This is a genomic window from Pseudomonas sp. PB120, assembly GCF_009761815.1.
Lineage (GTDB): Bacteria > Pseudomonadota > Gammaproteobacteria > Pseudomonadales > Pseudomonadaceae > Aquipseudomonas.
This window is the reverse complement of sequence record NZ_RWIN01000131.1, coordinates 25064-48885: the sequence shown is the minus strand read 5'-3', so window position 1 is coordinate 48885 and position 23822 is coordinate 25064. Positions and strand designations below refer to the sequence as shown.

Sequence of the window (23822 nt, the reverse complement as noted above, 5' to 3'; positions counted from 1 at the left end):
TCTTTTGTTTTTGTCTGGTTTGAATAGTCTGGTAGTTCTTTTCATCGCATAAGGATTTGCGACATGAACGAACTATCTGGCGCCACGCCAGTGCAATTGGCCGTTGTGGATGCCGCAGGGCATCACGATTTCCTGCTGAGTAAATTGCCCTTTCCGATAAAAGAGGCATCGGTCTCGCGACTGCTCTCGATGGCGGGTTCAAATCCGGTGGTTCCCGATTGGTATATGAATGCGCGGGCCATGGATCGCCAGTATCTCGATCAGTTGATAGATGAACGCTGGCGCACGCAGGGTGATCTAGACGAAACGCTGGTGGATTTGCAGAAGGATATTCATGCCTTTGCCGAACCCTTGCTCGTTCAGGCACTGGAAGAGCAGTTGAATGTGCGGCTGGACGTCAATACAACACTCATTCGGCTGTATATCCCGGCAAAACTGGGGATCGGCATCGATACCAACGCCAGTCGACTCAGGCAATCCTCATTACTCGAAGCAGCGCTTCATAATTTCGAGGAGCCGGAGACTCAGGCAGGCGCTTTTCGCGAGGGCTCCGGCATCTTCACCTTGAGCGACGAAAACGAGTTACAGCGACATCCACTGACGGTTGAACGGTTCGCTGCCCTGTGCCGGACACTTGATATCGGTGCGCGCTATCAGCGCCACATCAAGGCGGCCCTGATACCCGAAGATCTCACGGCCAAGGCAACAATAGAGGGGCACTGCCTGGCCAGTGAAAAAGCCGCCTTTAGCGAATCCGCGCTGATCGCTTATCTGAAAAAAGACGCCACTTCATCTGGCTACGGGAAACTTCGCCAACTTCGAGACAATGAACAAAACATCATGTTGGGCAATCGCCCTTTGCAAAGCCATCGACTGTCGTTAATGGGTTTCAGGTTGTCCGGGATTGTAGTGTTCAGCGCCGTGGCAGACCCGACGGAAGTCAGAAGGCTCTACGACAGTCTGGTGCCCCAGCATCAACGCGCCCTCTTGGAATGGTCCAGGAATTTGACGCTGCTGCCAGGGCAGGAGTTTGAGCAGTTCAAGTTGCTTGAGGCGTTTTTCGCCAATGGCCCCAGTGGTCTTGTCGATGCCATGTCGCAAAGAGAAGATGGTTTTCAACAAAGCCGCCTCGACGGAACGTTGATCGCCTATGTTCCGGATGATCCTGACCACCCCCTCAAAGAATATGCGTCCTTTACGGACTTCATGAAGGAACTGACGATCCAGTTGCGTTCGCCGGACTACCAACAGTTTTTCAGCCGTTTCGTGGCCCAAAAAGACCACGGTAAATTCTTCAGCCGAGTTCGCGAGCGATTCTCCACATTCACCTGGACGGAACGCGAGCCGCTGGACATGGGGCCATGGTGGCGCGAAACCGCCGTTGAAAACACCAACGCAGAGCCCATCACCACCATCATCACCGGTGATCTTTGGTTGCAGATCGGTCGCTGGCGCAGGGACAAGGCGCTGGCCGATGCGCGGCACATCGCCGTGCCGACCGGCGATGAAGACGCCACCACCCGCTGGAGCCGGCTAACCAGTTACCTGAACATCGGCTGGAACGTGTTCAACTTCGGCGCCATGCTGGTTCCCGGCCTGGGCGAAGCGATGCTGGCGATCATGGTCGGGCAGATGCTGTTCGAAACCATGGAAGGCATTGAAGAGTGGAGCAAGGGCGACAAGGACGAAGCGGCGGCTCATCTCACCGGCGTCATGATCAATTTCGCGCAACTGGCAATCATGGCGGCGGGGCACGTATTACCCGCCGGTGCGGCGGCATCGGTCAAACCGTCGGCCTTTATCGATCAGTTGAAAAAGGTTGAACTGCCGGATGGCAAGACGCGCCTCTGGAAGCCGGACCTGGCGCCCTATGCCCATGACGTGGTGTTGCCTGATGGCGCAACACCCAGCGAAAAGGGCCTGTACCGCCAAGGCGAAAAAGACATCCTGAAGCATGAAGGCAAACACTTCGAAGTCAGAAACGATTCGCAAACCGGCCAGCCACGTATCCAGCATCCGGATCGGCCGCAGGCGTATCAGCCAACGCTTGAACACGATGGTGCCGGCGTGTGGAAAACCGAGCTCGACCGGCCCGTCGAATGGGACAGCCCGACCCTTATGCGGCGCATGGGGCCAGCGGTCGAAGGCCTTTCCGATGCTACGTTGGAGCAGATTCGTATTGTCAGCGGTCTCGAAGAGGGCTCATTGCGCCGGCTGCACGTCGTCAACGAAGCAGCGCCAGCCCTGCTGGCCGACACAGTCGAACGCTTCAAGACCTGGGCTGATGTGCAAAAACTGCCCGAGCAGATCCTGCGGGATGAGGTCCCCGAAGCGGTCATCGAGCAGGTGCCGCGTTTGATGGTGGATCTGCCGCGATGGCCTGAGCAGAAAAGCATCGAGCTTTTTGAAGGCCCCGGACAGACGGGATCTTCGATCAAGTACGGCTATGTCGATGCCTCGCCCGCCAACACGTTGAAAATAAGCCGTGCCGAGCTCAGCGCCGGGAAGCTTCCCGAGTTGGCTGTGAAGTTTGTGAACGAGGCGGACATTCACGCGATGTTCGGACAGGCAATCTCTACTGACGAGCGCGTCCGTATCGATGCCTTGAAAAACAAGCTGGCGGGGCGGGCAACCCGTCAGCGCGGGCCTTTGTTCGATGCGCTCAATCGTCGCCTGCAACAGTCCGACAACCCGCAAGTGCGGGCGCTCCAGGACGCGTACAACGGGCTTCCCACCGCGATAGCCCGGGAATTGCTGGCCAACATCGAACCGCAAGAACTGCTCAATATCACCGAGTCTTCGCGCATCCCCTTACAGCTCAGAGAACGCACGCGGGCGACCTTGCAGGCAATACGAACGGCACGTGCCTACGAAGGACTTTTTCTCGATGCCGCGTACAGTGTCGATTCCGAACGACTGGCGTTGCACTCGTTACAAGCGTTGCCCGAATGGCCCCAAAACGTCCGGATCGAAATTCGTGAGTATTCTTTTGATGGACCGTTGCATGACAGCGTGGGCCCGGCAGATGCCTCCGTTCGCCGAGTCCTGGTCAGCGAGGACGGTCAGTACCAGGCCCGCGATGACGAGGATCTTCACCTGCATGGGCCTGACGACCTTTACGCGTCCGTATTGCATGCCCTGCCTGATGCCGAGCGAAACGCGTTGGGGTACCACATCAATCAAGGCGCGACGCTCAAGCAGGTTATTCAAAACGCACCATTGCCACGAGACAGGTTCGCAGCGCTATTGGCGGATAATCCGGTTCGAAAACCCGTGTATGACCCGGTCACGATGCGGCTGCGCGGCGGCATGCCTGGGGCTGCTCAGGGGCTTCGTCGAGTCCCCGGGCGGTTGACGCCGCAAGAGCGGGTCAGAGTCGTTCGCCCCGGATGGACTGACGCCCAAGCCCTGTCCTATCTACAAGCGGGGGGCAGCGAGGCCAGCCTTGAGCAGCGGGCGAGTGCGCTCGAAGCGGAATTCAATCGGTTGAACGCCAATTTCCAGCGTTGGCTGAAGTCACCGACCGAGGCGTTCCGCTACTCGTCCGCCGGGATCGCCGAATGGCAGTCCAGAAACGCGTTGTACAAAGCGATCCGGGAGTGTTGGCAGCAAACCGGATTGCGCGATGTGGACTCGTACGGCGAACTGCAAGGTGTCGTACTCAACCTCGAGAACATGCCGCTGGGGCGACATTTGCGCACCATGCCTGCGCTGGAGGGCAATTTCGATCACGTCACCCGTCTCAACCTGCGCGCAACTGAATTGACCGACGCGCAGGTTGCCTTGCTCGATCACTTCCCCCGATTACGCTCGCTCAACATCAACGGCAATTCGCTCACCAGACTTCCTCGTGCCGTCGCCCGGATGCGCACCCTGACGGAGTTGTACCTGCGCGGAAACCGGGTGGTGCTGGATGCGCAAGGGATTGCAGACCTGCGCAACCTGACGCGGCTCGAGAGCCTGGATTTGCACGGCAACCCGCTGGGGCGAGTCCCGGACATTGGCAGCATGAGGATGTTGCATACGTTGATTCTGGCGGACACCGGCATTCGGACCTGGCCAGATGGATTGTTTGCACACCCACGGTTTCGGCATTTTTACCTGGACATGCAGCGCAACGAAATCACCTACGTGCCGATGGTCACGCGTGGCTCCGTCCAGGCGGAATTGCTGGCGCGTACGTTGTTGAACCGGGAACCGGAATTTTTGCCGGCCTTCAATCTGCAGACGCTCAGGGAATTCATCGCGTCTGTCGGGCTGGACCCGGACCGACCGTATCCACCTCGCGGCGTGCGCGACAGCCTGGACTGGGAAGCCGGCATGACACGGCCGGAGTGGGTGGCTAAACAGGAAGTCTGGAACAGCGTCGAGGATGAGCACGGTTCGGTCGGGTTCTTCAACGAGATTCGCAAACTCACCGAATCAGGACATTTCAACCGCGACCCCGGGTTTCGGATTGATATGACCTCCAAGGTCTGGCGAATGCTCGACGCCATGTCCAAGAACACCGAGTTAAGGCAAAAGCTCTTTACGATGTCCACCGTGCCCACGGCGTGCGTCGATGCCGGCGCGCAGTTGTTCAACGCCATGGGCATGGAAGTGCTGATTCATGAGGCCTATGAACTGGCCAATCCCGCGCTGGTGGAGGCTGAGCTGGTGTTGTTGGCGCGGGGCAAATCACGGCTGGATGAGCTGAGCAGGATTGCCCGCAAAACGATTGCCGAGCGTGAGGCGATGGGCGAGCAGTTCAGGCGCATCAATGCGATGGGGGAGGCGACGGGCACGATTGATGAAGTTGAAGTTCATCTGGCGTTCATGACCGATCTCGCCGACCGGCTGGACCTGCCCTGGCAGTCACGAAAGATGCAGTTCAGAAAAATCGCTGGGGTCACGCCCATGATGATCGAGTCGGCGTACCGGCGTGTGCTCGACCTTGAAGAGGGAGAGTTGCTCAGTGATCTGCTGATCGACCAGCCGTTCTGGTCCTCCTACGTCGAGGGCTCCAACCGCAGTATTTTCAAGGGCTTCAGACGCCGCATCAATGCCACGACCGAGTTCTACATGGCATTGGACGAGCGTGCGACAGCCCCAGCGCTTTCCCTTGAGCAAAAGGCCCGGTTGAAGGAAGAACTCAGGGTGCTGGGCGCTGAATTGAACAAACCGGAAAGCGAGTTTGCGCCGGGTCGCGTCATGACCGAAGCGGAGTATGCGGCTGAGTTGAACGTGATCGACGACGACAAAACGGCCTTGGTCAAAACCCTGACTCAACAGGCGATCGACCGCGCAAAACTGCAACGGGTAGAAATCCCTTTCACCGTGCAGCCCAACAGCTGATCGTTGCGGCTTTACGCCGGAGCCTGGCCAGCCAGGCTCCGGTGTGAGCGATCAAAACAGGAAGTAACGCTGGGCCATCGGCAGCACGTCCGCTGGCTCGCACCACAACAGCACGCCGTCGGCCTTGACCTGATAGGTCTGCGGGTCGACATCGATGCTTGGCAGATAGTCGTTGTGGATCAGGTCGGTTTTCTGCACCTCACGACAGCCTTTGACCACAGCGATTTTCTTCTTCAGACCCAACGCTTCGGGAAGACCGGCCGCCTGCGCCGCCTGGCTGATAAAGGTCAGGCTGGTGGCGTGCAACGAGCCGCCGTAGCTGGCGAACATCGGGCGGTAGTGCACGGGTTGCGGTGTTGGGATCGAAGCGTTGGCATCACCCATCAGGCTGGCCGCAATGGCGCCGCCCTTGAGGATCAACGTCGGTTTGACCCCAAAGAACGCCGGACGCCAGAGCACCAGGTCCGCCCATTTACCCACTTCGACCGAACCGACTTCATGGCTGATGCCGTGGGTGATCGCCGGATTGATCGTGTACTTGGCGATGTAGCGTTTGGCGCGAAAGTTGTCGTTGCCCTCACCGTCGCCGGGCAACGGGCCGCGCTGTTTTTTCATCTTGTCAGCGGTCTGCCAGGTGCGTGTGATCACTTCGCCGACACGGCCCATGGCCTGGCTGTCGGAGCTGATCATCGAGAACGCGCCGAGGTCGTGCAGGATGTCCTCGGCGGCAATCGTTTCGCGGCGGATGCGGCTTTCGGCGAAGGCCACGTCTTCGGCAATGCTCGGGTCCAGGTGATGGCAGACCATCAGCATGTCGAGGTGTTCGTCGATGGTGTTACGTGTGAACGGCCGGGTCGGGTTGGTCGAACTCGGCAGCACGTTGGCAAACCCGCAGGCCTTGATGATGTCCGGCGCATGGCCGCCGCCCGCGCCTTCGGTGTGGTAGGTGTGGATGGTTCGGCCCTTGAAGGCGGCGAGGGTGGTTTCGACGAAGCCGGACTCGTTGAGGGTGTCGGTGTGGATCGCCACCTGCACGTCGTACTGATCGGCCACGTTCAGGCAGTTGTCGATGCTCGCCGGCGTGGTGCCCCAGTCTTCATGCAGCTTGAGGCCAATGGCACCGGCTTTGACCTGTTCGATCAACGGCTCCGGCAAACTGGCGTTGCCCTTGCCGGTGAGGCCGATGTTCATTGGGAACGCGTCCGCCGCCTGAAGCATGCGCGCCAGGTGCCACGGGCCGGAGGTGCAGGTGGTGGCGTTGGTGCCGGTGGCCGGGCCGGTGCCGCCGCCGATCATGGTGGTCACACCGCTCATCAGCGCTTCTTCGATCTGCTGCGGGCAGATGAAGTGGATGTGGGTGTCGATGCCGCCGGCAGTGAGGATCATGCCTTCACCGGCGATCACTTCGGTGCTGGCGCCGATGGCGATGGTCACGTTCGGCTGCACGTCCGGGTTGCCGGCCTTGCCGATGCCGGCAACGCGACCGTCCTTGAGGCCGACGTCGGCTTTGACGATGCCCCAGTGGTCGATGATCAGCGCGTTGGTGATCACGGTGTCGACGACCTCGGCGGCCAGGAGCTGGCTCTGGCCCTGGCCATCGCGGATCACCTTGCCACCGCCGAATTTCACTTCTTCGCCATAGGTGGTGAAGTCTTTTTCGACTTCGATCCAGAGCCCGGTATCGGCCAGGCGGACCTTGTCACCGACGGTGGGGCCGAACATGTCGGCGTAGGCCTGACGGGAAATCTTCATTCGTTCGCCTTGAAATTCAATTGTATTTGAGATCGTTCGCTTCGCTCACTATCGCGAGCAGGCTCGCTCCCACAGGGGAACGCGATCAACTGTGGGAGTGAGCCTGCTCGCGATGGGGCCAGAACCGACACCGCATTATTCAGAGGTCGCCCATGATCCTGCCGGCAAACCCGAACACCCGGCGATGCCCGGCCAGGTCCACCAGCTCAACCTCGCGGCTTTGCCCCGGCTCAAAGCGCACGGCGGTGCCGGCAGGGATGTTCAGGCGCATGCCGCGACTGGCGGCGCGGTCGAAGGTCAGGGCGTCGTTGGTTTCGAAAAAGTGATAGTGCGAGCCGACCTGGATCGGACGGTCGCCACTGTTGGCCACCTTCAGGCTCACCGTGCGGCGGCCCGCGTTGAGTTCGATGTCACCGGGCTGGATCTGATATTCACCGGGAATCATCAATGGGCTCCTTGGAGAATCTTGTAGTAAAGGGCAGTCGGCTTGTATCGACCGCTCGGGTCGCAGGCGTAGTCGGGGATTTCACCGGCGCGGGTGTAACCCAGGGACTGGTAGAACGCCTCGGCGGGGGAACCTGCCTCGGTGTCGAGGTAGAGCATGCCGCGCTTGTGCTGCAGGGCGGCCTGTTCCAGCGCACTCATCAATTGCTGGCCCAGACCGCGACGCCGCGCGTGCTCGCGCACCAGCAGTTTTTGCACTTCGGCGCGGTTCAGCCCATTGGCTTTCTGGCACAGGGTCAGTTGCACGCTCGCCTGAACCTGTTCGTCCTTGACCACCACCCACAGCAGCACGTTGCCCTTGTTCAGGTTGTCCTGGACCTCGTCGAAATAGGCGTGGGCCTGCGCCGCATCCAGGTTGGCCATGAACCCGACACTGGCGCCATAGCCGACGGCGTCGAGCAGCAACTCAATCAAACCCTGACGATAATGCGCAAAGCTTTCAACATTGACGCGTCGCAATTGGGCGGCGTTCATCGGGCGTTACTCCTTGCTGGCGGGCGGCGGTTCGGCGCCAGGGTTGAGGGTCAGTTGCATGAAGGTCAGGTCAAGCCAGCGACCGAACTTGGTGCCCACCTGCGGCATTTGCCCGGTGGTGATAAACCCGGCGCGCGCATGCAGGCGGATGGATGCGGCATTGCCGCTTTCGATGGCCGCGACCATCACATGCTTGTCGCAGCCTCTGGCACGATCGATCAGCACCTTCATCAGTTGTGGGCCCAGGCCATTGCCACGCTGGTCGCTGCGCACGTAGACCGAATGTTCGACGGTGTGGCGAAAGCCGTCGAACGGGCGCCAGTCACCAAACGAAGCGTAGCCCAGCACCGTGTTGTCGCCGTCGACGATCACCAGGATCGGATAGCCCTGGGCTTGTCGGGCACTGAACCAGGCTTGGCGGTTGCCCAGGTCCACGGCCTGTTCGTTCCAGATCGCTGTGGTGTTGAGCACGGCGTCGTTGTAGATGTCGCGGATCGCCGGCAGGTCGGCGTGCACCGCATCGCGGATGTGGTAAGTCATGGCGCGGCCTCAGGCGATAGGTTGGTGGACGGTGACCAGTTTGGTGCCGTCGGGAAAAGTCGCTTCGACCTGGATCTCCGGGATCATTTCCGGGATGCCTTCCATCACTTGTTCGCGGCTGAGCAGGGTGGTGCCGAAGTGCATCAGTTCGGCCACGGTCTGGCCGTCACGGGCGCCTTCGAGCAGTGCCGCCGAAATATAGGCCATCGCCTCGGGGTAATTGAGTTTCACACCGCGCGCCAAACGCCGCTCGGCCACGAGGCCGGCGGTGAAGATCAGCAGCTTGTCTTTTTCGCGTGGGGTCAGGTCCATCGTTTGGAATCCATAATCGGCAGTTAATAAATCGCAAGCGAATTGTGTTCTGTAGCAGCTGCCGAGGTACGAGGCTGCGTTGCGTGTCCGCAGGACCGCCCTCGGGGGTCGCTGCGCAACCCAATGCAGCCTCGTGCCTCGGCAGCTGCTACATCGATCGTGTGTGCAGTGATGTCACGTGCTCCATATTCTTGGGGGGACTGCTTCCCGGCCGAGCAAGGCAGGCCGGAGCAATCGCCACAACTCAATCAACCAGCCACGGGCCAACAGCGCCTCACTGGCCAGGCATCGGGCAACCAACAGCCCCGGCAACTGCGTCAAATCCCCGCGAACATCATTGCCCAGCGAACGGCACTTCTCCAGCAGCTCGCTATCCACTTCGCCCGTCACCAGCAACGTCGCAAACACCGGTTGCCCATCCAGGCCAATCGGTGAGTCGAGCAAACCGTCACCCCCGACAATGCGCTGGCGTTCGTGCCAGAGCAACTGGCCGTCACGGCGGATGTCCAGCTGCGCCTGGAAGTGACCGAGGTCGAAGCGTTCGCCACTGGCCGGACGCCCCAGCGCCACGACGTCCCAATAGAACAGCCGGGCGTCACCTTCCAGGTCTATCGAGGTGCTGAGCTCGGCCTGGGCGTTGCTGAAAATAATCGTCTCTTGCGGCAACCATTCCAGCGTCGCGCCAGCCGCCACGCTCAAGTCCAGCTGCTGATAAGCCGGGGCTGCCGCGCGGTACCACTTGGCGGCGCCGGGGCTGGTGATCTGCGCCCAGGCATCGCGGCCGACGCTGGCCGCGATGTCCAGCCGATCACCGCCGGCAATGCCACCGGGTGGGTGGACGATGATGTGCTGGCACACCTCGGGGCCTTCGGCATACAGGTGCTTTTGCACCCGCAACGGGCCTTTGTGACGGCGTTGGACCGGGCGTGTGCTGTCGCCGAAACGGGCGTAGCCCAGCTCCAGCTCGGCGTGCCAGCTCGGGGTAAACAGGGCAGTAGAAAGAGGTAAATTCATATTTTTTGATTATCGTCGGGACGCTACAGATTAGATCGTCACCAGCCCCCGCACACCCTCGGCTTCCATATTTTCTCCGCGACCTTGCTGCACGATCTCGCCCCGGGACATCACCAGGTACTGATCGGCCAGTTCGGCGGCGAAATCGTAGAACTGCTCGACCAGCAAAATCGCCATGTCGCCACGGGCCGCGAGCTTCTTGATCACCGCGCCGATTTCCTTGATCACTGACGGCTGGATGCCTTCGGTGGGTTCGTCGAGAATCAGCAGCCGTGGACGGCTGGCCAGCGCACGACCAATCGCCAACTGCTGCTGTTGCCCGCCGGACAAGTCACCGCCGCGCCGTTGCTTCATTTGCAGCAATACAGGGAACAGCTCGTAGATGAACGCCGGGACTTCTTTCGCTTCGCTGCCCGGAAATCGTGACAGGCCCATCAGCAGATTTTCCTCGACCGTCAGCCGACCGAAAATCTCGCGGCCTTGAGGTACATAGGCGATCCCGGCGTGCACCCGCTGGTGCGGTTTGAACGTGGTGATGGGTTTGCCTTCCCAGTTCACCGCGCCCTCTTTGGCCGGCAGCAAACCCATCAGGCATTTGAGCAGCGTGGTTTTGCCCACGCCATTACGCCCGAGCAGGCAGGTGACTTCGCCGACCTTCACCTCAAACGTCAGGCCGCGCAGGATGTGGCTACCGCCGTAATACTGATGCAGCTTGTCGACTTGCAGCATGTTCAAATTCCTTATGTTCCACACAGAACCCTGTGGGAGCGAGCCTGCTCGCGATAGCGGTGGGTCAGGCGACGATGATGTTGATTGATCCGCCGCCATCGCGAGCAGGCTCGCTCCCACATTAGAGCAATGCACACAGGATTCAGCGACCGAGATAAACCTCGATCACCCGCTCGTTTTCCTGCACCTGTTCCAGGGACCCTTCGGCCAGCACGCTGCCCTGGTGCAACACCGTCACGTGGTCGGCAATCGAGCCGACGAACCCCATGTCGTGTTCCACCACCATCAGCGAATGCTTGCCGGCCAGGCTCTTGAACAGTTCAGCCGTGAATTCGGTTTCGGCATCGGTCATGCCCGCTACCGGCTCATCGAGCAACAGCAACTGAGGGTCCTGCATCAGCAACATGCCGATCTCCAGAAACTGCTTCTGTCCGTGGGACAACAAGCCCGCCGGGCGATTGACCGAGCTGGTCAGGCGAATGGTTTCCAGCACTTCGCTGATGCGATCTTTCTGTTCGCCGCTCAGGCGAGCCCGCAGGCTGGCCCACACCGACTTGTCGGTTTTCTGCGCCAGTTCCAGGTTTTCAAACACGCTCAAGGCTTCGAACACCGTCGGTTTCTGGAACTTGCGGCCGATGCCGGCCTGGGCGATCTGCACTTCGCTCATCTGCGTCAGGTCCAGGGTTTCACCGAACCAGGCTTTGCCGTGACTGGGCCGGGTTTTTCCGGTGATCACGTCCATCAGCGTGGTCTTGCCTGCGCCATTGGGGCCGATGATGCAGCGCAGTTCGCCAACGCCGATGTACAGGTTCAGCGCGTTCAGCGCCTTGAAACCGTCAAAGCTGACGCTGATGTCTTCCAGGGTCAGGATGGTGCCATGGCGGGTGTCCAGGCCGGGACCGGCGCGTTGCCCGAGGCCGATGGCGTCGCGGCTGCTGCCGGCGTCCTTGTTGGGTTCCGGTGGATAGAAGATGGGTTCGAGCATGAATTGCGCCGTCGCAGTGACTCTCATTGTTCACCTCTTTTTTTCAGCAGACCGATCACACCTTTGGGCAGGTACAAGGTCACGACGATGAACAGTGCGCCGAGGAAGAACAGCCAGTATTCCGGGAAGGCCACGGTGAACCAGCTCTTCATGCCGTTGACCACGCCGGCGCCGAGCAGCGGCCCGATCAGCGTGCCGCGACCGCCGAGTGCCACCCAGACGGCGGCTTCGATGGAGTTGGTTGGCGACATTTCGCTCGGGTTGATAATCCCGACTTGCGGCACATACAACGCGCCGGCCAGGCCGCATAACACCGCACTCAGCACCCAGACGAACAGCTTGAAACCCCGTGGGTCGTAACCGCAGAACATCAAGCGGTTTTCCGCATCGCGCAGGGCGGTCAGCACCCGACCAAACTTGCTCTGGGCCAAACGCCAACCGATGAACAGGCTCGCCACCAGCAACAGCACCGTGGCGAAAAACAGCACCGCGCGCGTCCCCGGTTCGGTAATGCCAAACCCGAGAATGGTGCGGAAATTGGTGAAGCCGTTGTTGCCGCCAAACCCGGTTTCGTTGCGGAAGAACAGCAGCATCCCGGCGAACGTCAGGGCCTGGGTCATGATCGAGAAGTACACGCCCTTGATCCGCGAGCGGAAGGCAAAGAACCCAAACACCAACGCCAACAATCCGGGCGCCAGTACCACCAGGCACATCGACCAGAGGAAACTGCTGGTACCGGTCCAGTACCACGGCAGTTCGGTCCACGACAGGAACGTCATGAACGCCGGCAAGCCATCGCCCGAGGCCTGGCGCATCAGGTACATGCCCATCGCGTAGCCGCCGAGGGCGAAGAACAGGCCGTGGCCGAGGGACAACAGGCCGGCATAACCCCAGACGAGGTCTAGCGCGAGGGCGACGATGGCGTAGCAGAGAATCTTGCCCACCAGTGTCAACGTGTAGGCCGAGACGTGGAACACGCTGACCGGCGATAACAGCGACATCAACGGCAACGCCAGCAACACAACGAGGATCACTACGCCGACGGCAATCGTGACTTTGGGGCCGGCCTTTTGGCTGGCCGTGAGCATCAGGGGCTGGTTCATCAGTCGATCACCCGTCCTTTCAGTGCGAAGAGGCCTTGCGGACGCTTCTGGATGAACAGAATGATCAGCGCGAGGATCAGGATCTTGCCGAGCACGGCGCCGATCTGCGGTTCGAGAATCTTGTTGGCGATGCCGAGGCCGAACGCGGCGAGCACGCTGCCGGCCAGTTGACCGACACCGCCGAGCACCACCACCAGGAACGAGTCGATGATGTAGCTCTGGCCGAGGTCCGGGCCGACGTTGCCGATCTGGCTCAGCGCCACGCCGCCGAGGCCGGCAATGCCAGAGCCAAGGCCAAAGGCGAGCATGTCCACGCGCCCGGTTGGCACCCCGCAGCAAGCGGCCATGTTGCGGTTCTGGGTCACGGCGCGCACGTTCAGGCCCAGGCGCGTCTTGTTCAGCAGCAGCCAGGTCAGCACCACCACAAACAGGGCGAAGGCGATGATCACGATGCGGTTGTACGGCAGCACGAGGTTGGGCAGCACCTGAATCCCGCCCGACAACCACGCCGGGTTGGCCACTTCGACGTTCTGCGCACCAAACAGCAACCGCACCAGCTGGATCAGCATCAGGCTGATGCCCCAGGTCGCGAGCAGGGTTTCCAGCGGACGACCGTAGAGGTGCCGAATCACCGTGCGTTCCAGCGCCATGCCGATGGCGGCGGTGACGAAAAACGCCACCGGCAATGCGATCAGCGGGTAGAACTCGATGGCTTGCGGGGCGAAGCGCTGGAACATCAACTGCACCACGTACGTCGAGTACGCGCCGAGCATCAGCATCTCGCCGTGGGCCATGTTGATGACGCCGAGCAAGCCGAAAGTAATCGCCAGGCCGAGGGCGGCGAGCAGCAGGATGGAACCGAGGGACATGCCGCTGAACGCCTGACCGAGGATTTCGCCGATCAGCAGTTTGCGTTTGACCTGGGCCAGGCTGGTTTCGGTGGCGGTGCGCACAGCAGCGTCGGTTTCGACACCCGGTTCCAGCAGGCTTTCGAGGCGAGTGCGGGCGAGCGGGTCGCCGGTTTCACCCAACAGACGCACAGCCGCGAGGCGCACGGCCGGGTCGGCGTCCACCAATTGCAGGTTGGCCAGCGCCAGGCTGAGCGCGGCGTGAACGCTGTCGTCCTTTTCTGCGGCGAGTTGCTGGTCGAGGAATTTCAGCTGCGCCGGCTTGGCGCTTTTTTGCAATTGCTGTGCGGCGACCAGACGGGTTTTCGCGTCGGCGGCGAGCAATTGATGACTGGCCAGCGCGCTGTCGATCAGGCCACGCAGGCGGTTGTTCAGGCGCAGGGGTTTGGCTTGGCCGTCGATGGTCAACTCGCCTTGTTGCAGGGCGTTGATCAGCTCGACACGGGCCGGATCGGGCTGCGCGGCCCAGGTTTCCAGGAGCTTGGCTTGCTGCACGGGATTGGCAGAGACGAAGTCTTCGGCATCGCCGGAATGCGCGGCCATTGGCAATAAAAGTGCGATGGCGAGGATGAAGCGGTAAAGGGCGGTGGGCATGTCATTGGCCTTGCGCGGACTAAATGTGGAAGCAGACTCATGTGGCGAGGGAGCTTGCTCCCGCTGGGCCGCGAAGCGGCCCCAAAACGGGACTGCTGCGCAGTCCAGCGGGAGCAAGCTCCCTCGCCACAAAAGTCCGGTCTCACAGGGAGTTGTGTTGGGCCCAAGCTCCATGCTCAAGCCCGACACCCAGTGGCTTAGTTGCTCTTCACCGCATACTCAGGTTTCTTGTCGTTGCCCGGAATGAACGGGCTCCACGGCTGGGCGCGGATCGGGCCTTCGGTCTGCCACACCACGTTGAACTGACCGTCCGCCTGGATCTCGCCGATCATCACCGGCTTGTGCAGGTGGTGGTTGGTCTTGTCCATGGTCAGCGTGTAGCCCGACGGCGCCGCAAACGTCTGGCCGGCCAGCGCTTCGCGGACTTTGTCGACATCGGTGGACTTGGCTTTCTCGGCCGCTTGCGCCCACATGTGGATGCCCACGTAGGTGGCTTCCATCGGGTCGTTGGTCACCGCTTTGTCGGCGCCCGGCAGGTTGTGTTTCTTCGCGTAGGCTTTCCAGTCGGCGACGAATTTCTTGTTCGCCGGGTTCTCTACCGACTCGAAGTAGTTCCACGCCGCGAGGTTGCCCACCAGCGGTTTGGTGTCGATGCCGCGCAGTTCTTCTTCACCGACCGAGAACGCCACGACCGGAACGTCGGTGGCCTTCAGGCCCTGGTTGGCCAGCTCTTTATAGAACGGCACGTTGGAGTCGCCGTTGACGGTGGAGATGACCGCGGTTTTGCCACCGGCCGAGAATTTCTTGATGTTGGCAACGATGGTTTGATAGTCGCTGTGACCGAACGGGGTGTAGACCTCTTCGATGTCCTTGTCGGCCACGCCTTTGGAATGCAGGAACGAGCGCAGGATTTTGTTAGTGGTGCGCGGGTAGACGTAGTCGGTGCCGAGCAGGAAGTAGCGCTTGGCGCTGCCGCCTTCTTCACTCATCAGGTATTCAACGGCAGGGATCGCCTGCTGGTTCGGCGCGGCGCCGGTGTAGAACACGTTGGGCGACATTTCTTCGCCTTCGTATTGCACCGGGTAAAACAGCAAGCCGTTGAGCTCTTCGAATACCGGCAGCACCGATTTACGCGACACCGAAGTCCAGCAACCGAACACCACGGCCACCTTGTCCTGAGTCAGCAGCTGACGACCCTTTTCCGCGAACAGCGGCCAGTTCGACGCCGGGTCGACCACCACCGGCTCCAGCATCTTGCCGTTCACGCCACCCTTGGCGTTGATCTCGTCGATGGTCATCAACGCCATGTCTTTGAGCGACGTTTCGGAGATCGCCATGGTGCCGGACAACGAATGCAGAATACCGACCTTGATGGTCTCGGCGGCCTGGACAGTCCAGGTCATGCCCATCGCGGCAATGCTTGCCGTGAGTGTGAAAGCCTTGATCAAGCTGCGACGCTTCATTGTGCGATCTCCATGAACATTAGAATTTTTTCTTGGTTGGCAGATGCGGACTACTGAAGGGTGTTTTGCAAAGGCTGTGCCCGGTCGGCTTTTGGTATGGAAATGTCGTGTTAGAGCGGTTGCGCGGGGATGGCGACGCACCATGAAGGGCCGTGCCCGGTGTGTTGGTGCGAGCAGGTGCGCCACATTGGGGCGACACCGCAGATCAAATGTAGGAGCGAGCCTGCTCGCGATGGCGGAGTGTCAGACACATAAAAGGTGACTGATACGCCCTCATCGCGAGCAGGCTCGCTCCCACAGTTTTGATTTATGTGTGTCAGCGACGGCGCATGAGGCCGATGAAGAACAGGCCGCCGATGGCAGCGGTGGCCACGCCAATCGGCAAGTCTTCGGGGGCGATCAGCGTGCGCGCAGCGACATCGACCCAGACAAGGAACACGCTGCCCAACAACACGCACACCGGCAGCAAACGCCGGTGTTCGGCACCCACCAATCGACGGGCAATGTGCGGCACCATCAACCCGACAAACCCGATGGAGCCACTGATCGACACCAGCACCCCGGTCATCAGCGACGCAATCAAAAACACCCGCAACCGCACGGTGCGGGCGTTAAGTCCCAGGGTCACGGCCGTCTGTTCACCCGCCATCAACGCGTTCAGCGGCCGGGCCATGCCCAGCAGCAACACCAGCCCGAGCAACACGCTGGCGGCCGGCACCGCCAGCAGTTCCCAGCGCGCAAGCCCAAGCCCGCCGAGCATCCAGAACATCACCGCTGAACTGGCGCGATGATCACCGAGAAACAACAGCAGATTGGCAATCGCCATCATCACGAACGACACCGCCACACCGCACAGCAACAGCCGGTCACTGTCCAGCCGCCCGTTGCGGTTAGCGATCAGCAGCACGATCAGCATGCTCAGCAGCGCGCCAACAAACGCCGCGATCGGCAACGTCAGCAGGCCGACGATTTCACCGACATGCAGCACCACGATCACCGCGCCAAGGGTCGCCCCGGAAGTGACGCCGAGCAGGTGCGGGTCAGCCAGCGGATTGCGCGTCACCGCTTGCAGCACCGCACCGATCAACGCCAGGCCGGCGCCGACCAATGCACCGAGCAACATGCGCGGCACGCGGATCAACCACACGATGTGTTCCTGGCCGGTGGCCCAGCTCACGTCGCCGACACCGAACACCTTGTGCAGCAAAATCCGCCACACCACGTCCACCGGCACCCGCGCCGGGCCGAAGCCCAGCGACACCACGCACGACACCAGCAGCAACGCCCCGAGGACGACGAGCAACACGGCATAGCGACGATTGATCATTCGCCGCGGAAACCTTTGGCCAGGGTTTCGACGGCCAACACGTTGTCGATGCCCGGCGTGGCCTGCACATACGGAATGACGATGAAGCGCTGGTGCTTGATCGCGTCCACCGATTGCAGCGCCTTGTTACTGCGCAGGAATTGTTCTTTCTGCGCGGCGGTGACTTCGCCGTAGTCGACGATCACGATCACCTGCGGATTGCGCTCGACCACGTTTTCCCAGTTCACGCGGGTCCAGCTCGCCTCGACGTCATCGAGAATATTGCGCCCGCCCGCCGCGTCGATCAGCGCTTGCGGCATGCCCAATCGGCCGGAGGTCATGGCCCGGTCTTCGCCGCTGTCATACAGAAAGACCCGAGGTTTATCCGCCGGCAAGTGACTGCGCACCTCGGCGACTTGCGCCTGCATTCCGGCGATCAAGGCGTTGGCACGGTCCTGCACGTCGAAGATCTTGCCGAGGTTGCTCAGGTCGTTGTAAGTGTCTTCCAGGCTGGCTGGTGGACGCTTCATCACGAAGGCGCAGGACTCGGTCAGCTCGTAGACGCTGATGCCCAGCGGTTGCAACGTCTGCGGCGTCAGGTCACCGCCCACTCGCATGCCGTAATCCCACCCGGCGAAGAAGAAATCGACGTTGACGTTGAGCAGCGTTTCCACCGACGGGTACTTGGCCGACAACTCCGGCAGACCGTCGAGGATGGCCTGCATGTCAGGCGTGACCGACTTCCAGCCACTGACGCCGCTGTAGCCGGCCATGCTCGGCTTCAGGCCGAGAGCGAGCATCATTTGCGTCATGTTGATGTCGTGACTGACCGCGTGCTTCGGTGCCTGTTTGAATGTCACTTCGCGGTTGCAGCTCTGGATCGTCAGTGGATATTTCGTCGCCTCGGCAAACGACTGGGCACTGCCCAGCAACAGAACGACGGACAGCAGTGAACGCAAAGTCATGGTTGGGTGATCCAGGTGATTCGTGGGTAGCCGTGCAAAGGGTGCTCATCGATCAGCGCGTCGACGCCGAATACGTTGTGCAACAGCTCAGTGGTCAGGACGTCTTTGGGAGTGCCGCTGGCGACGATGCGACCGTGATCGAGCACGTACAGCCGGTCGCAGAAAGCGGCAGCGAGATTGAGGTCGTGGATGCTGGCGAGCGTGCCGATGTTCAGGCGTTTGACCAGTTGCAGCAGTTCGAGCTGAAAGCGCGGGTCGAGGTGGTTTGTGGGCTCGTCGAGGATCAGCAATTGCGGCTGCTGGGCCAGGGCGCGGGCGAGGATCACCCGCTGTTTTTCACCGCCGGAAAGGGTAGCGAAGGCGTGGTCTTCGAAACCCTTGAGGCCGACGGACTCCAGGGCTTGAGTCGCCAGGTGGTGATCTTCGAGGGTGTCGCCGTCGAACAGGCCTTTGTGCGGCGTGCGACCCATGGCGACCACTTCCTCGACGGTCAGGCCGAAGGCATCGGGGAACTCCTGCAGCACCACGGCGATGCGTTGTGCGCACCAACGCGAGGATTGCTTCCAGACGTTGTGATGGTCGAGCCGGACCTCACCGGCCTCGGGTTTGCTGAAACGGTAGGCGCAGCGCAGCAGGCTGGTCTTGCCGCTGCCGTTGGGGCCGATCAACCCGACGAACTCACCGGCGGCGATGTGCAGGCTGGCGTCACGCAGTTGGAACTGGTGATGGCAGTGGCCGTGGCCCAGGGGTGTCCAAGAGAGGTTGGTGAGGGTTAGCGAGGTCATGCAGTAACTCTTGAGGTGATGCTGATGGCCTCTTCGCGAGCAAGCTCGGCTCCTACAAGGTTTGTGTCGTTCGCAATTTTTGTGAACGACATAAACCCTGTAGGAGCCGGGCTTGCCCGCGAAGGGGCCCTTGAATCGAAAGATGATCGCGGTGGGCGATCAGCGCGGAAAGTCTACAGAACCCTCTAAACCGCGCATCTCGCCTGTTTCACGATGAAGATGAAGCCGATTCAGTTTGCCGGGTGAATCGTGACAACAGCAGTCGATCCAGGACCCAGACCACCACCAGGGACGCGCCCACCAACGGAAACGCGACGGCCAGTGCAAACATGATGACCATCGCCGTTTTCCATTTCGGCAGGTCGTGGCGCAGCGGTGGAACGCCGAACTTGCCCTGTGGCCGACGCTTCCACCAGATCACCACGCCACTGACTGCGCTGAGCAAAATCATCAAGCAGATCAGCAGCACGACGATCTGATTGAACGCACCGAACATCTTGCCTTCATGCAGCATTACGCCGGTTTCCGTGGCGCGGGCGACGGCGCCGTAATGCTCCCAGCGCACATCGGCGAGGACATCGCCGGTGTACTGATCGATATGCAGCGTGGCGTCGTTGCGTGGGTCATCGGCGAACACCGCGATGGTGAATACGCCCGTCGCCGTGGTCGGGAAGGTGATGCTGTAACCCGGTTCGACCTTGCGCTGCATGGCGATGTTCTGCACGTCTTGCAGGCTGATGGTCGGCGCGGCGGGACCGGCTTGAGCGCCGCCGTGGGCCATGTGCTCGGCGTGATCGCCGGACATGGGCATCGGCGTGTTTTCCATGGCCCAAGGCACGGTCTGGCGGGTGGCGGTATTCAGGCTGCGCGCCTCGACGTCCGACTTCGGCACGTCGTCCCACATCGCTGCCGGAAACACGTTCCACACTTGTGCGTATTTCTGGCCCCAGAACCCGGTCCAGGTCATGCCGCTGAGCAGCATCACCAGCAGAAACGTGGCGCCCCAAAAACCGGTGACGGCATGCAGGTCACGCCACAACACGCGGCCGCGGCTGCTCAGCCGTGGCCACAAAATGCCCGCGGCCTGACCGCGCGGCCACCACAGGAATACGCCGGACACCACCAGCACCACGGCCCAGCCGGCGGCCAGTTCGACCAGTCGATCACCGACCGTACCAATCATCAATTCGCCGTGGATGGCTCGCGCAATGGCTTGCAGATTCATCTTGGCGTCTTGCTCGCCGAGGATGTCGCCGTGGTACGGATCGATAAATACGTTGAGCTCATTGCCGCCATTAATCACGACAAATTGCGCGCTGCGCTCGGCGTTGACCGGTGGCAGGTATTGTTTGATCGTCCCGTGTGGATACGCCTCTTTCACGCGCTTGAGCAGGTCGTCGGCCGGGACGCTGTGATGCCCGGCCGGAACGTTCATCAGGCTGCCGTACATCAACGGATCGAGTTGCGGCTTGAACAGGTAAATGACGCCGGTCAGGGCCAGCATCACCATGAAGGGCGCGACGAACAGACCGGCATAGAAATGCCAGCGCCAGGCCAGGTTGTAGAAATTCACTTTGGGCTGTTTCATCTCGTGTGCTCCGCTTGGCTTGGATCTTTTAGTTGTCATTTTGCGGGCCATGTAGGAGCGAGCTCGCTCGCGATGAATTCGGATACACCGCGTTCATTCAGAATGGCCGCGTTATCGTTTGCGACCATCGCGAGCAAGCTCGCTCCTACAGGGCGATGCTGTTAAAAGCTCATGTCCACCTTGGTCCAGAGCGTTCGCCCCGGCTCCTTGATGGCCTGCGGGTCATTGGCCGGGTAGCCAAAACCGGCATTGCCGGCCAGGTTCAAATGCTCGGCGTAAGCCTTGCCAAACAGGTTGTCGACGCCACTGCTGACCTTCCAGTTCTTGTTGATGCGATACGCCCCGTTGAGCGAGAACACGCCAAAACCGGCGGTCTTGTCGAAGTCCTTGCCGACCACGTTGCCCTTGTTCTGGTCGATGCGGTTTTGCGCCGCGACCACTCGCCACAAGGCGCCGGCGCTCCAGTTGTCTTCGCTGTAGGTCAGGCTTAAACGGCCGTCCAGCGGCGGCATTTGCGGCAGTGCATTGCCATCGCTGCTGTTCTTGCCCCAGGCGTAGGCCAGGGTTGCGTGAGTCTTCCAGTGATCCGTCAGCTTGTACGCGGCGCCCAGCTCGCCGCCCATGATTCGCGCGTCGATGTTCTCGGCCTGCGAGGTCATGCCCATCATCCCGGGCGTGTAGTCGAACAGGATGTAGTCGCGCACCTGCCCGATATAACCCGAGGCCCAGGCTTCGAGGCGGGCGGTCTTGTATTGCGCACCAACGTCGAGCTGGGTGGTTTTCTCGGGCTTGATCGCGTCGAAGGCATTCACCGAACCCGCGGGCCCCGAGTTGGGCGAAAACAGCTCCCAGTAATCCGGGAAACGCTGGGTGTGACCGAGGCCGGCGTACAGCGTGGTCGGGCTGTCGGCCAGGTCGTGTTCGTAACGGATGAAGCCGCTGGGCAGGGTGTCGGCGCGGGTGTCGTCGGCGGTCGGGTTGGGGCGGGTCATCATTCCCGAACCGGTGGTCTGCCGGTAATCCTTTGCCGAGGCGCGGTCCAGTCGTGCGCCGGTGATCAACCGGTCACGGTCGGCGGCGTACCAGGTCAATTCACTGAACACGCCGTAATTGTGGAAGTCGGCGTCCTTGGTGTAGGGCAGGTCCTTGTAGACGTCGACGCCCATGGCGCTGCGTTGGCGATGTTCGTTGGTCTGTGCATCGATGCCGCTGATCAACTGCACATCGGCCCAGCGCCAGGTGGCTTTGATCCGTGCACCGAGGGTTCGGCGATCGACGTTCGAGGCCATCGGGCCGGCCATCATCCCGGTGCCGGACGGTGTGCGCAGGGTGTAGTTGTCCATCACGTGGTCGGCGTAGTTGTAGTAGATCTGCGCTTCGACCTTGTCCAGCACGTCACCGATGCCGGATTTCTCGAACCGCAGCCTGAGGCTTTCGCGCTTGAACTGCGAACCGTCCATGCCGCGCCCGGCGTAACGCGCTTCGCCATCGCCTTTGCCGGCGGTCAATTCCAGCAGGGTGTCGGCGTCTGGCGTCCAGCCCACCGCGACGTCGCCGTTCCACTTGTCGTAGCGCGACGGCACGGTGTCGTTGTTGCCGTCTTTGTAGTCATCGGAGTGCGCGGTGTTGCCGATCACGCGCACGTAACCCAAGGGGCCGCCGGCAGCGGCATCCACCACTTTGTCGAAACGGCCGTTGGAACCGGCCAATACGCTGGCGTTCACCCGGGTGCCGAGTTCGCCGAAGCGTTCCGGCTCGCGGTCGAACAGGAGGGTGCCGGCCGAGGCGCCTGGCCCCCAAAGCACGGTTTGCGGACCTTTGATCACGGTGAGTGTGTCGTAGGTTTCCGGCGAAATGTAGGAGGTCGGCGCGTCCATGCGGCCGGGGCAGGCGCCCAGCAATTGGCCGCCGTTGGTGAGGATGTTCAGCCGCGAGCCGAACATGCCGCGCAGCACCGGATCGCCGTTGGTGCCGCCATTTCGGACCAGCGCGAAGCCCGGAATGGTCTTCAGGTAGTCGCCACCATCACTGGCCGGCACGGGCTGGCGCGGGTCCTTGGGGTTGGTGACGATGGTCAGCGGCGAACTCGGCGCGATGGCGGTGATGACCGTCGGGCTCAGTTCTTCCGGGTGCCCGGCGTGTTCATCGGCCTGCACCATCGGTGTCAGAAGTGCGCCGCAAAGAACGGCGGACGCGCGGCGGAAACGAATACTGGATTCGTCCGGGGCAAAGAAAGCCTGGGCAATGCTCAAGCGTGTGTCAGCAGAAAACCTGGACATGACAATTTCCATCGAACAGTCGTAAACGACACGGCCGACCGCCAGCGCCACTCCTTGTGGGAGCGGGCTTGTGTGGCGAGGGAGCTTGCTCCCGCTGGGCTGCGAAGCTGCCCCATATTGTGAGTGCTGCGCACTCAAGCGGGAGCAAGCTCCCTCGCCACAAAAGCCCGTTCCACAGGGATTGCGCAGGCAATCTTCAGAACCGTGTGAGATCGGGTGGGTGTTTACGCGGCGATGGGTGGGGCGCGGGTTCGGGCGCCGGGGAAGAAGGTTTGCCGGGCGTGGCCAAGGCGAAGGGCGGGTGTGGTGAAGGGTGTGGCTATGGGTGTGTCGAAGGCGACGAAGGACTGACCGCCGGTCAGTGCCGGGCAGTTGAACAACAGGCTGCAATAGCCGCATTTTTCCCAAAGCGCATGGTGGGAGGCTTTGGGTGGACAGTGTTCTTCGGCGGACTGCGCGCCGTGGTCGGCGTGCTCCATCGACGGCATGTCCATGCTCATGTCCATCGACAGGTTCATGGACACTTGCATCAACGCGGAGGCGCGCTGATTCATCGGCATCGACTGAGAAATCAGTGGGCCGATAAAGATCATCAACATGGCGAACAGGCTGATCCAGCTGCCGCGAGTCAGGCTCAACGGCTGACGGCGGGCGGCGGATGACCTGGCGCTAAGCGGGCGCATGGGCGTTTTCGGCTCTGTTGATTACTGAGTGTGCACGTGCGCTTGCATGCCGTCCGGCGCGGTTTTCTGCACCGCGACCTCGACGGTCACGTCACCGGACTTCTCGAAATGCATCGTCAGCGGGAAGCGCTTGCCATCACTCAGCAGGCTGCGGTCCTTCAAATCCAACAGCATCACGTGATAGGCCATCGGTGCAAACGTGATGTCGCCACCGGCGGGGATGTCCACGCTCGGCACCTGCTGCATTTTCATCAGATCGTTTTGCATCACGTGCTCGTGCAACTGGGCAACCTTTGCAATCGGTGAGTCGACACTGAGCAGCCGGTCGTCCGTTTTGCCGGCATTGTGAATCACGAAGTACGCCGCAACGGTCGGCGCATTGGGTGGCAGTTCCTGCGACCAGGGATGCGCGATTTGCAGTTCGCCGGCCTTGTATTCATGGGCATTGGCAAAGCAGGCGGGCAGCAGCAACGCAGCCAGAACGATGAGTTTGTTCAACATGGC

At 61.2% G+C, this 23822-nt stretch carries 19 protein-coding genes; 1 reads left to right on the top strand and 18 read right to left on the bottom strand.

Annotation, left to right across the window (positions count from 1 at the left end):
• The first annotated feature begins 63 nt into the window (after window positions 1–63).
• Window positions 64–5334, top strand: a complete 5271-nt coding sequence (locus tag EJA72_RS23935) for an NEL-type E3 ubiquitin ligase domain-containing protein (protein WP_157714373.1) — start codon at window positions 64–66, stop codon at window positions 5332–5334.
• 51 nt (window positions 5335–5385) lie between these two features.
• Here EJA72_RS23935 and ureC read toward each other — a convergent pair whose 3' ends face one another.
• From ureC to EJA72_RS23845, 18 genes are all read right to left on the bottom strand, one after another.
• Complete coding sequence (gene ureC, locus EJA72_RS23930) at window positions 5386–7086, bottom strand: urease subunit alpha (protein WP_157714372.1); 1701 nt, start codon at window positions 7084–7086, stop codon at window positions 5386–5388.
• Between the two features lie 139 nt (window positions 7087–7225).
• A complete protein-coding gene (locus EJA72_RS23925; protein ID WP_157714371.1) occupies window positions 7226–7531 on the bottom strand; it encodes an urease subunit beta in 306 nt (101 codons plus the stop codon).
• Window positions 7531–8064, bottom strand: coding sequence for a GNAT family N-acetyltransferase (locus EJA72_RS23920; protein WP_157714370.1), 534 nt, complete (start codon window positions 8062–8064; stop codon window positions 7531–7533). The genes EJA72_RS23925 and EJA72_RS23920 overlap by 1 nt, the downstream gene beginning before the upstream one ends.
• Window positions 8065–8070: 6 nt before the next feature.
• A complete protein-coding gene (locus EJA72_RS23915) occupies window positions 8071–8604 on the bottom strand; it encodes a GNAT family N-acetyltransferase (RefSeq protein WP_157714369.1) in 534 nt (177 codons plus the stop codon).
• A 9-nt stretch (window positions 8605–8613) separates the two neighbouring features.
• Window positions 8614–8916 (bottom strand): urease subunit gamma, encoded by a 303-nt coding sequence (gene ureA / locus EJA72_RS23910; RefSeq protein WP_007907366.1) that lies wholly within the window; start codon window positions 8914–8916, stop codon window positions 8614–8616.
• Between the two features lie 174 nt (window positions 8917–9090).
• On the bottom strand, window positions 9091–9930 hold the full coding sequence (locus EJA72_RS23905; RefSeq protein WP_157714368.1) for an urease accessory protein UreD: 840 nt from the start codon (window positions 9928–9930) through the stop codon (window positions 9091–9093).
• Window positions 9931–9960: 30 nt separating this feature from the next.
• On the bottom strand, window positions 9961–10659 hold the full coding sequence (gene urtE, locus EJA72_RS23900) for an urea ABC transporter ATP-binding subunit UrtE (RefSeq protein ID WP_019582243.1): 699 nt from the start codon (window positions 10657–10659) through the stop codon (window positions 9961–9963).
• A gap of 142 nt (window positions 10660–10801) precedes the next feature.
• On the bottom strand, window positions 10802–11671 hold the full coding sequence (gene urtD, locus EJA72_RS23895) for an urea ABC transporter ATP-binding protein UrtD (RefSeq protein ID WP_157714367.1): 870 nt from the start codon (window positions 11669–11671) through the stop codon (window positions 10802–10804).
• Window positions 11668–12747, bottom strand: coding sequence for an urea ABC transporter permease subunit UrtC (gene urtC / locus EJA72_RS23890; protein ID WP_157714366.1), 1080 nt, complete (start codon window positions 12745–12747; stop codon window positions 11668–11670). The genes urtD and urtC overlap by 4 nt, the downstream gene beginning before the upstream one ends.
• The gene (gene urtB, locus EJA72_RS23885) at window positions 12747–14249 is read right to left on the bottom strand and encodes an urea ABC transporter permease subunit UrtB (protein WP_157714365.1); all 1503 of its coding nucleotides are present in this window, start codon (window positions 14247–14249) and stop codon (window positions 12747–12749) included. Before urtB ends, urtC begins: the two co-directional genes overlap by 1 nt.
• A 197-nt stretch (window positions 14250–14446) precedes the next feature.
• Window positions 14447–15712, bottom strand: a complete 1266-nt coding sequence (gene urtA / locus EJA72_RS23880; RefSeq protein ID WP_059405752.1) for an urea ABC transporter substrate-binding protein — start codon at window positions 15710–15712, stop codon at window positions 14447–14449.
• 316 nt (window positions 15713–16028) lie between these two features.
• Window positions 16029–17039 carry an iron ABC transporter permease gene (locus EJA72_RS23875; RefSeq protein WP_157714363.1) on the bottom strand — a complete coding sequence of 337 codons (1011 nt, stop codon included), beginning with the start codon at window positions 17037–17039 and terminating at the stop codon, window positions 16029–16031.
• Entirely contained in the window at window positions 17036–17983 is a 948-nt protein-coding gene (locus EJA72_RS23870) for an ABC transporter substrate-binding protein (protein WP_157714362.1), read from the bottom strand. Before EJA72_RS23870 ends, EJA72_RS23875 begins: the two co-directional genes overlap by 4 nt.
• The gene (locus EJA72_RS23865) at window positions 17980–18768 is read right to left on the bottom strand and encodes an ABC transporter ATP-binding protein (RefSeq protein WP_157714361.1); all 789 of its coding nucleotides are present in this window, start codon (window positions 18766–18768) and stop codon (window positions 17980–17982) included. Before EJA72_RS23865 ends, EJA72_RS23870 begins: the two co-directional genes overlap by 4 nt.
• Window positions 18769–18976: 208 nt before the next feature.
• Entirely contained in the window at window positions 18977–20356 is a 1380-nt protein-coding gene (locus EJA72_RS23860; protein WP_157714360.1) for a PepSY domain-containing protein, read from the bottom strand.
• 161 nt (window positions 20357–20517) lie between these two features.
• A complete protein-coding gene (locus tag EJA72_RS23855) occupies window positions 20518–22635 on the bottom strand; it encodes a TonB-dependent copper receptor (protein ID WP_157714359.1) in 2118 nt (705 codons plus the stop codon).
• Window positions 22636–22859: 224 nt separating this feature from the next.
• Window positions 22860–23318, bottom strand: coding sequence for a DUF2946 domain-containing protein (locus EJA72_RS23850; RefSeq protein ID WP_157714358.1), 459 nt, complete (start codon window positions 23316–23318; stop codon window positions 22860–22862).
• A 21-nt stretch (window positions 23319–23339) separates the two neighbouring features.
• Entirely contained in the window at window positions 23340–23819 is a 480-nt protein-coding gene (locus EJA72_RS23845; RefSeq protein ID WP_157714357.1) for a copper chaperone PCu(A)C, read from the bottom strand.
• Between the last annotated feature and the right edge of the window lie 3 nt (window positions 23820–23822).

What these genes read in the sequence shown, in the direction of transcription:
- EJA72_RS23935 (WP_157714373.1), top strand. Translation starts at nt 64, where the DNA reads ATGAACGAACTATCTGGCGCCACGCCAGTGCAATTGGCCGTTGTGGAT.
- ureC (WP_157714372.1), bottom strand. Translation starts at nt 7,086, where the DNA reads ATGAAGATTTCCCGTCAGGCCTACGCCGACATGTTCGGCCCCACCGTC.
- EJA72_RS23925 (WP_157714371.1), bottom strand. Translation starts at nt 7,531, where the DNA reads ATGATTCCCGGTGAATATCAGATCCAGCCCGGTGACATCGAACTCAAC.
- EJA72_RS23920 (WP_157714370.1), bottom strand. Translation starts at nt 8,064, where the DNA reads ATGAACGCCGCCCAATTGCGACGCGTCAATGTTGAAAGCTTTGCGCAT.
- EJA72_RS23915 (WP_157714369.1), bottom strand. Translation starts at nt 8,604, where the DNA reads ATGACTTACCACATCCGCGATGCGGTGCACGCCGACCTGCCGGCGATC.
- ureA (WP_007907366.1), bottom strand. Translation starts at nt 8,916, where the DNA reads ATGGACCTGACCCCACGCGAAAAAGACAAGCTGCTGATCTTCACCGCC.
- EJA72_RS23905 (WP_157714368.1), bottom strand. Translation starts at nt 9,930, where the DNA reads ATGAATTTACCTCTTTCTACTGCCCTGTTTACCCCGAGCTGGCACGCC.
- urtE (WP_019582243.1), bottom strand. Translation starts at nt 10,659, where the DNA reads ATGCTGCAAGTCGACAAGCTGCATCAGTATTACGGCGGTAGCCACATC.
- urtD (WP_157714367.1), bottom strand. Translation starts at nt 11,671, where the DNA reads ATGAGAGTCACTGCGACGGCGCAATTCATGCTCGAACCCATCTTCTAT.
- urtC (WP_157714366.1), bottom strand. Translation starts at nt 12,747, where the DNA reads ATGAACCAGCCCCTGATGCTCACGGCCAGCCAAAAGGCCGGCCCCAAA.
- urtB (WP_157714365.1), bottom strand. Translation starts at nt 14,249, where the DNA reads ATGCCCACCGCCCTTTACCGCTTCATCCTCGCCATCGCACTTTTATTG.
- urtA (WP_059405752.1), bottom strand. Translation starts at nt 15,712, where the DNA reads ATGAAGCGTCGCAGCTTGATCAAGGCTTTCACACTCACGGCAAGCATT.
- EJA72_RS23875 (WP_157714363.1), bottom strand. Translation starts at nt 17,039, where the DNA reads ATGATCAATCGTCGCTATGCCGTGTTGCTCGTCGTCCTCGGGGCGTTG.
- EJA72_RS23870 (WP_157714362.1), bottom strand. Translation starts at nt 17,983, where the DNA reads ATGACTTTGCGTTCACTGCTGTCCGTCGTTCTGTTGCTGGGCAGTGCC.
- EJA72_RS23865 (WP_157714361.1), bottom strand. Translation starts at nt 18,768, where the DNA reads ATGACCTCGCTAACCCTCACCAACCTCTCTTGGACACCCCTGGGCCAC.
- EJA72_RS23860 (WP_157714360.1), bottom strand. Translation starts at nt 20,356, where the DNA reads ATGAAACAGCCCAAAGTGAATTTCTACAACCTGGCCTGGCGCTGGCAT.
- EJA72_RS23855 (WP_157714359.1), bottom strand. Translation starts at nt 22,635, where the DNA reads ATGTCCAGGTTTTCTGCTGACACACGCTTGAGCATTGCCCAGGCTTTC.
- EJA72_RS23850 (WP_157714358.1), bottom strand. Translation starts at nt 23,318, where the DNA reads ATGCGCCCGCTTAGCGCCAGGTCATCCGCCGCCCGCCGTCAGCCGTTG.
- EJA72_RS23845 (WP_157714357.1), bottom strand. Translation starts at nt 23,819, where the DNA reads ATGTTGAACAAACTCATCGTTCTGGCTGCGTTGCTGCTGCCCGCCTGC.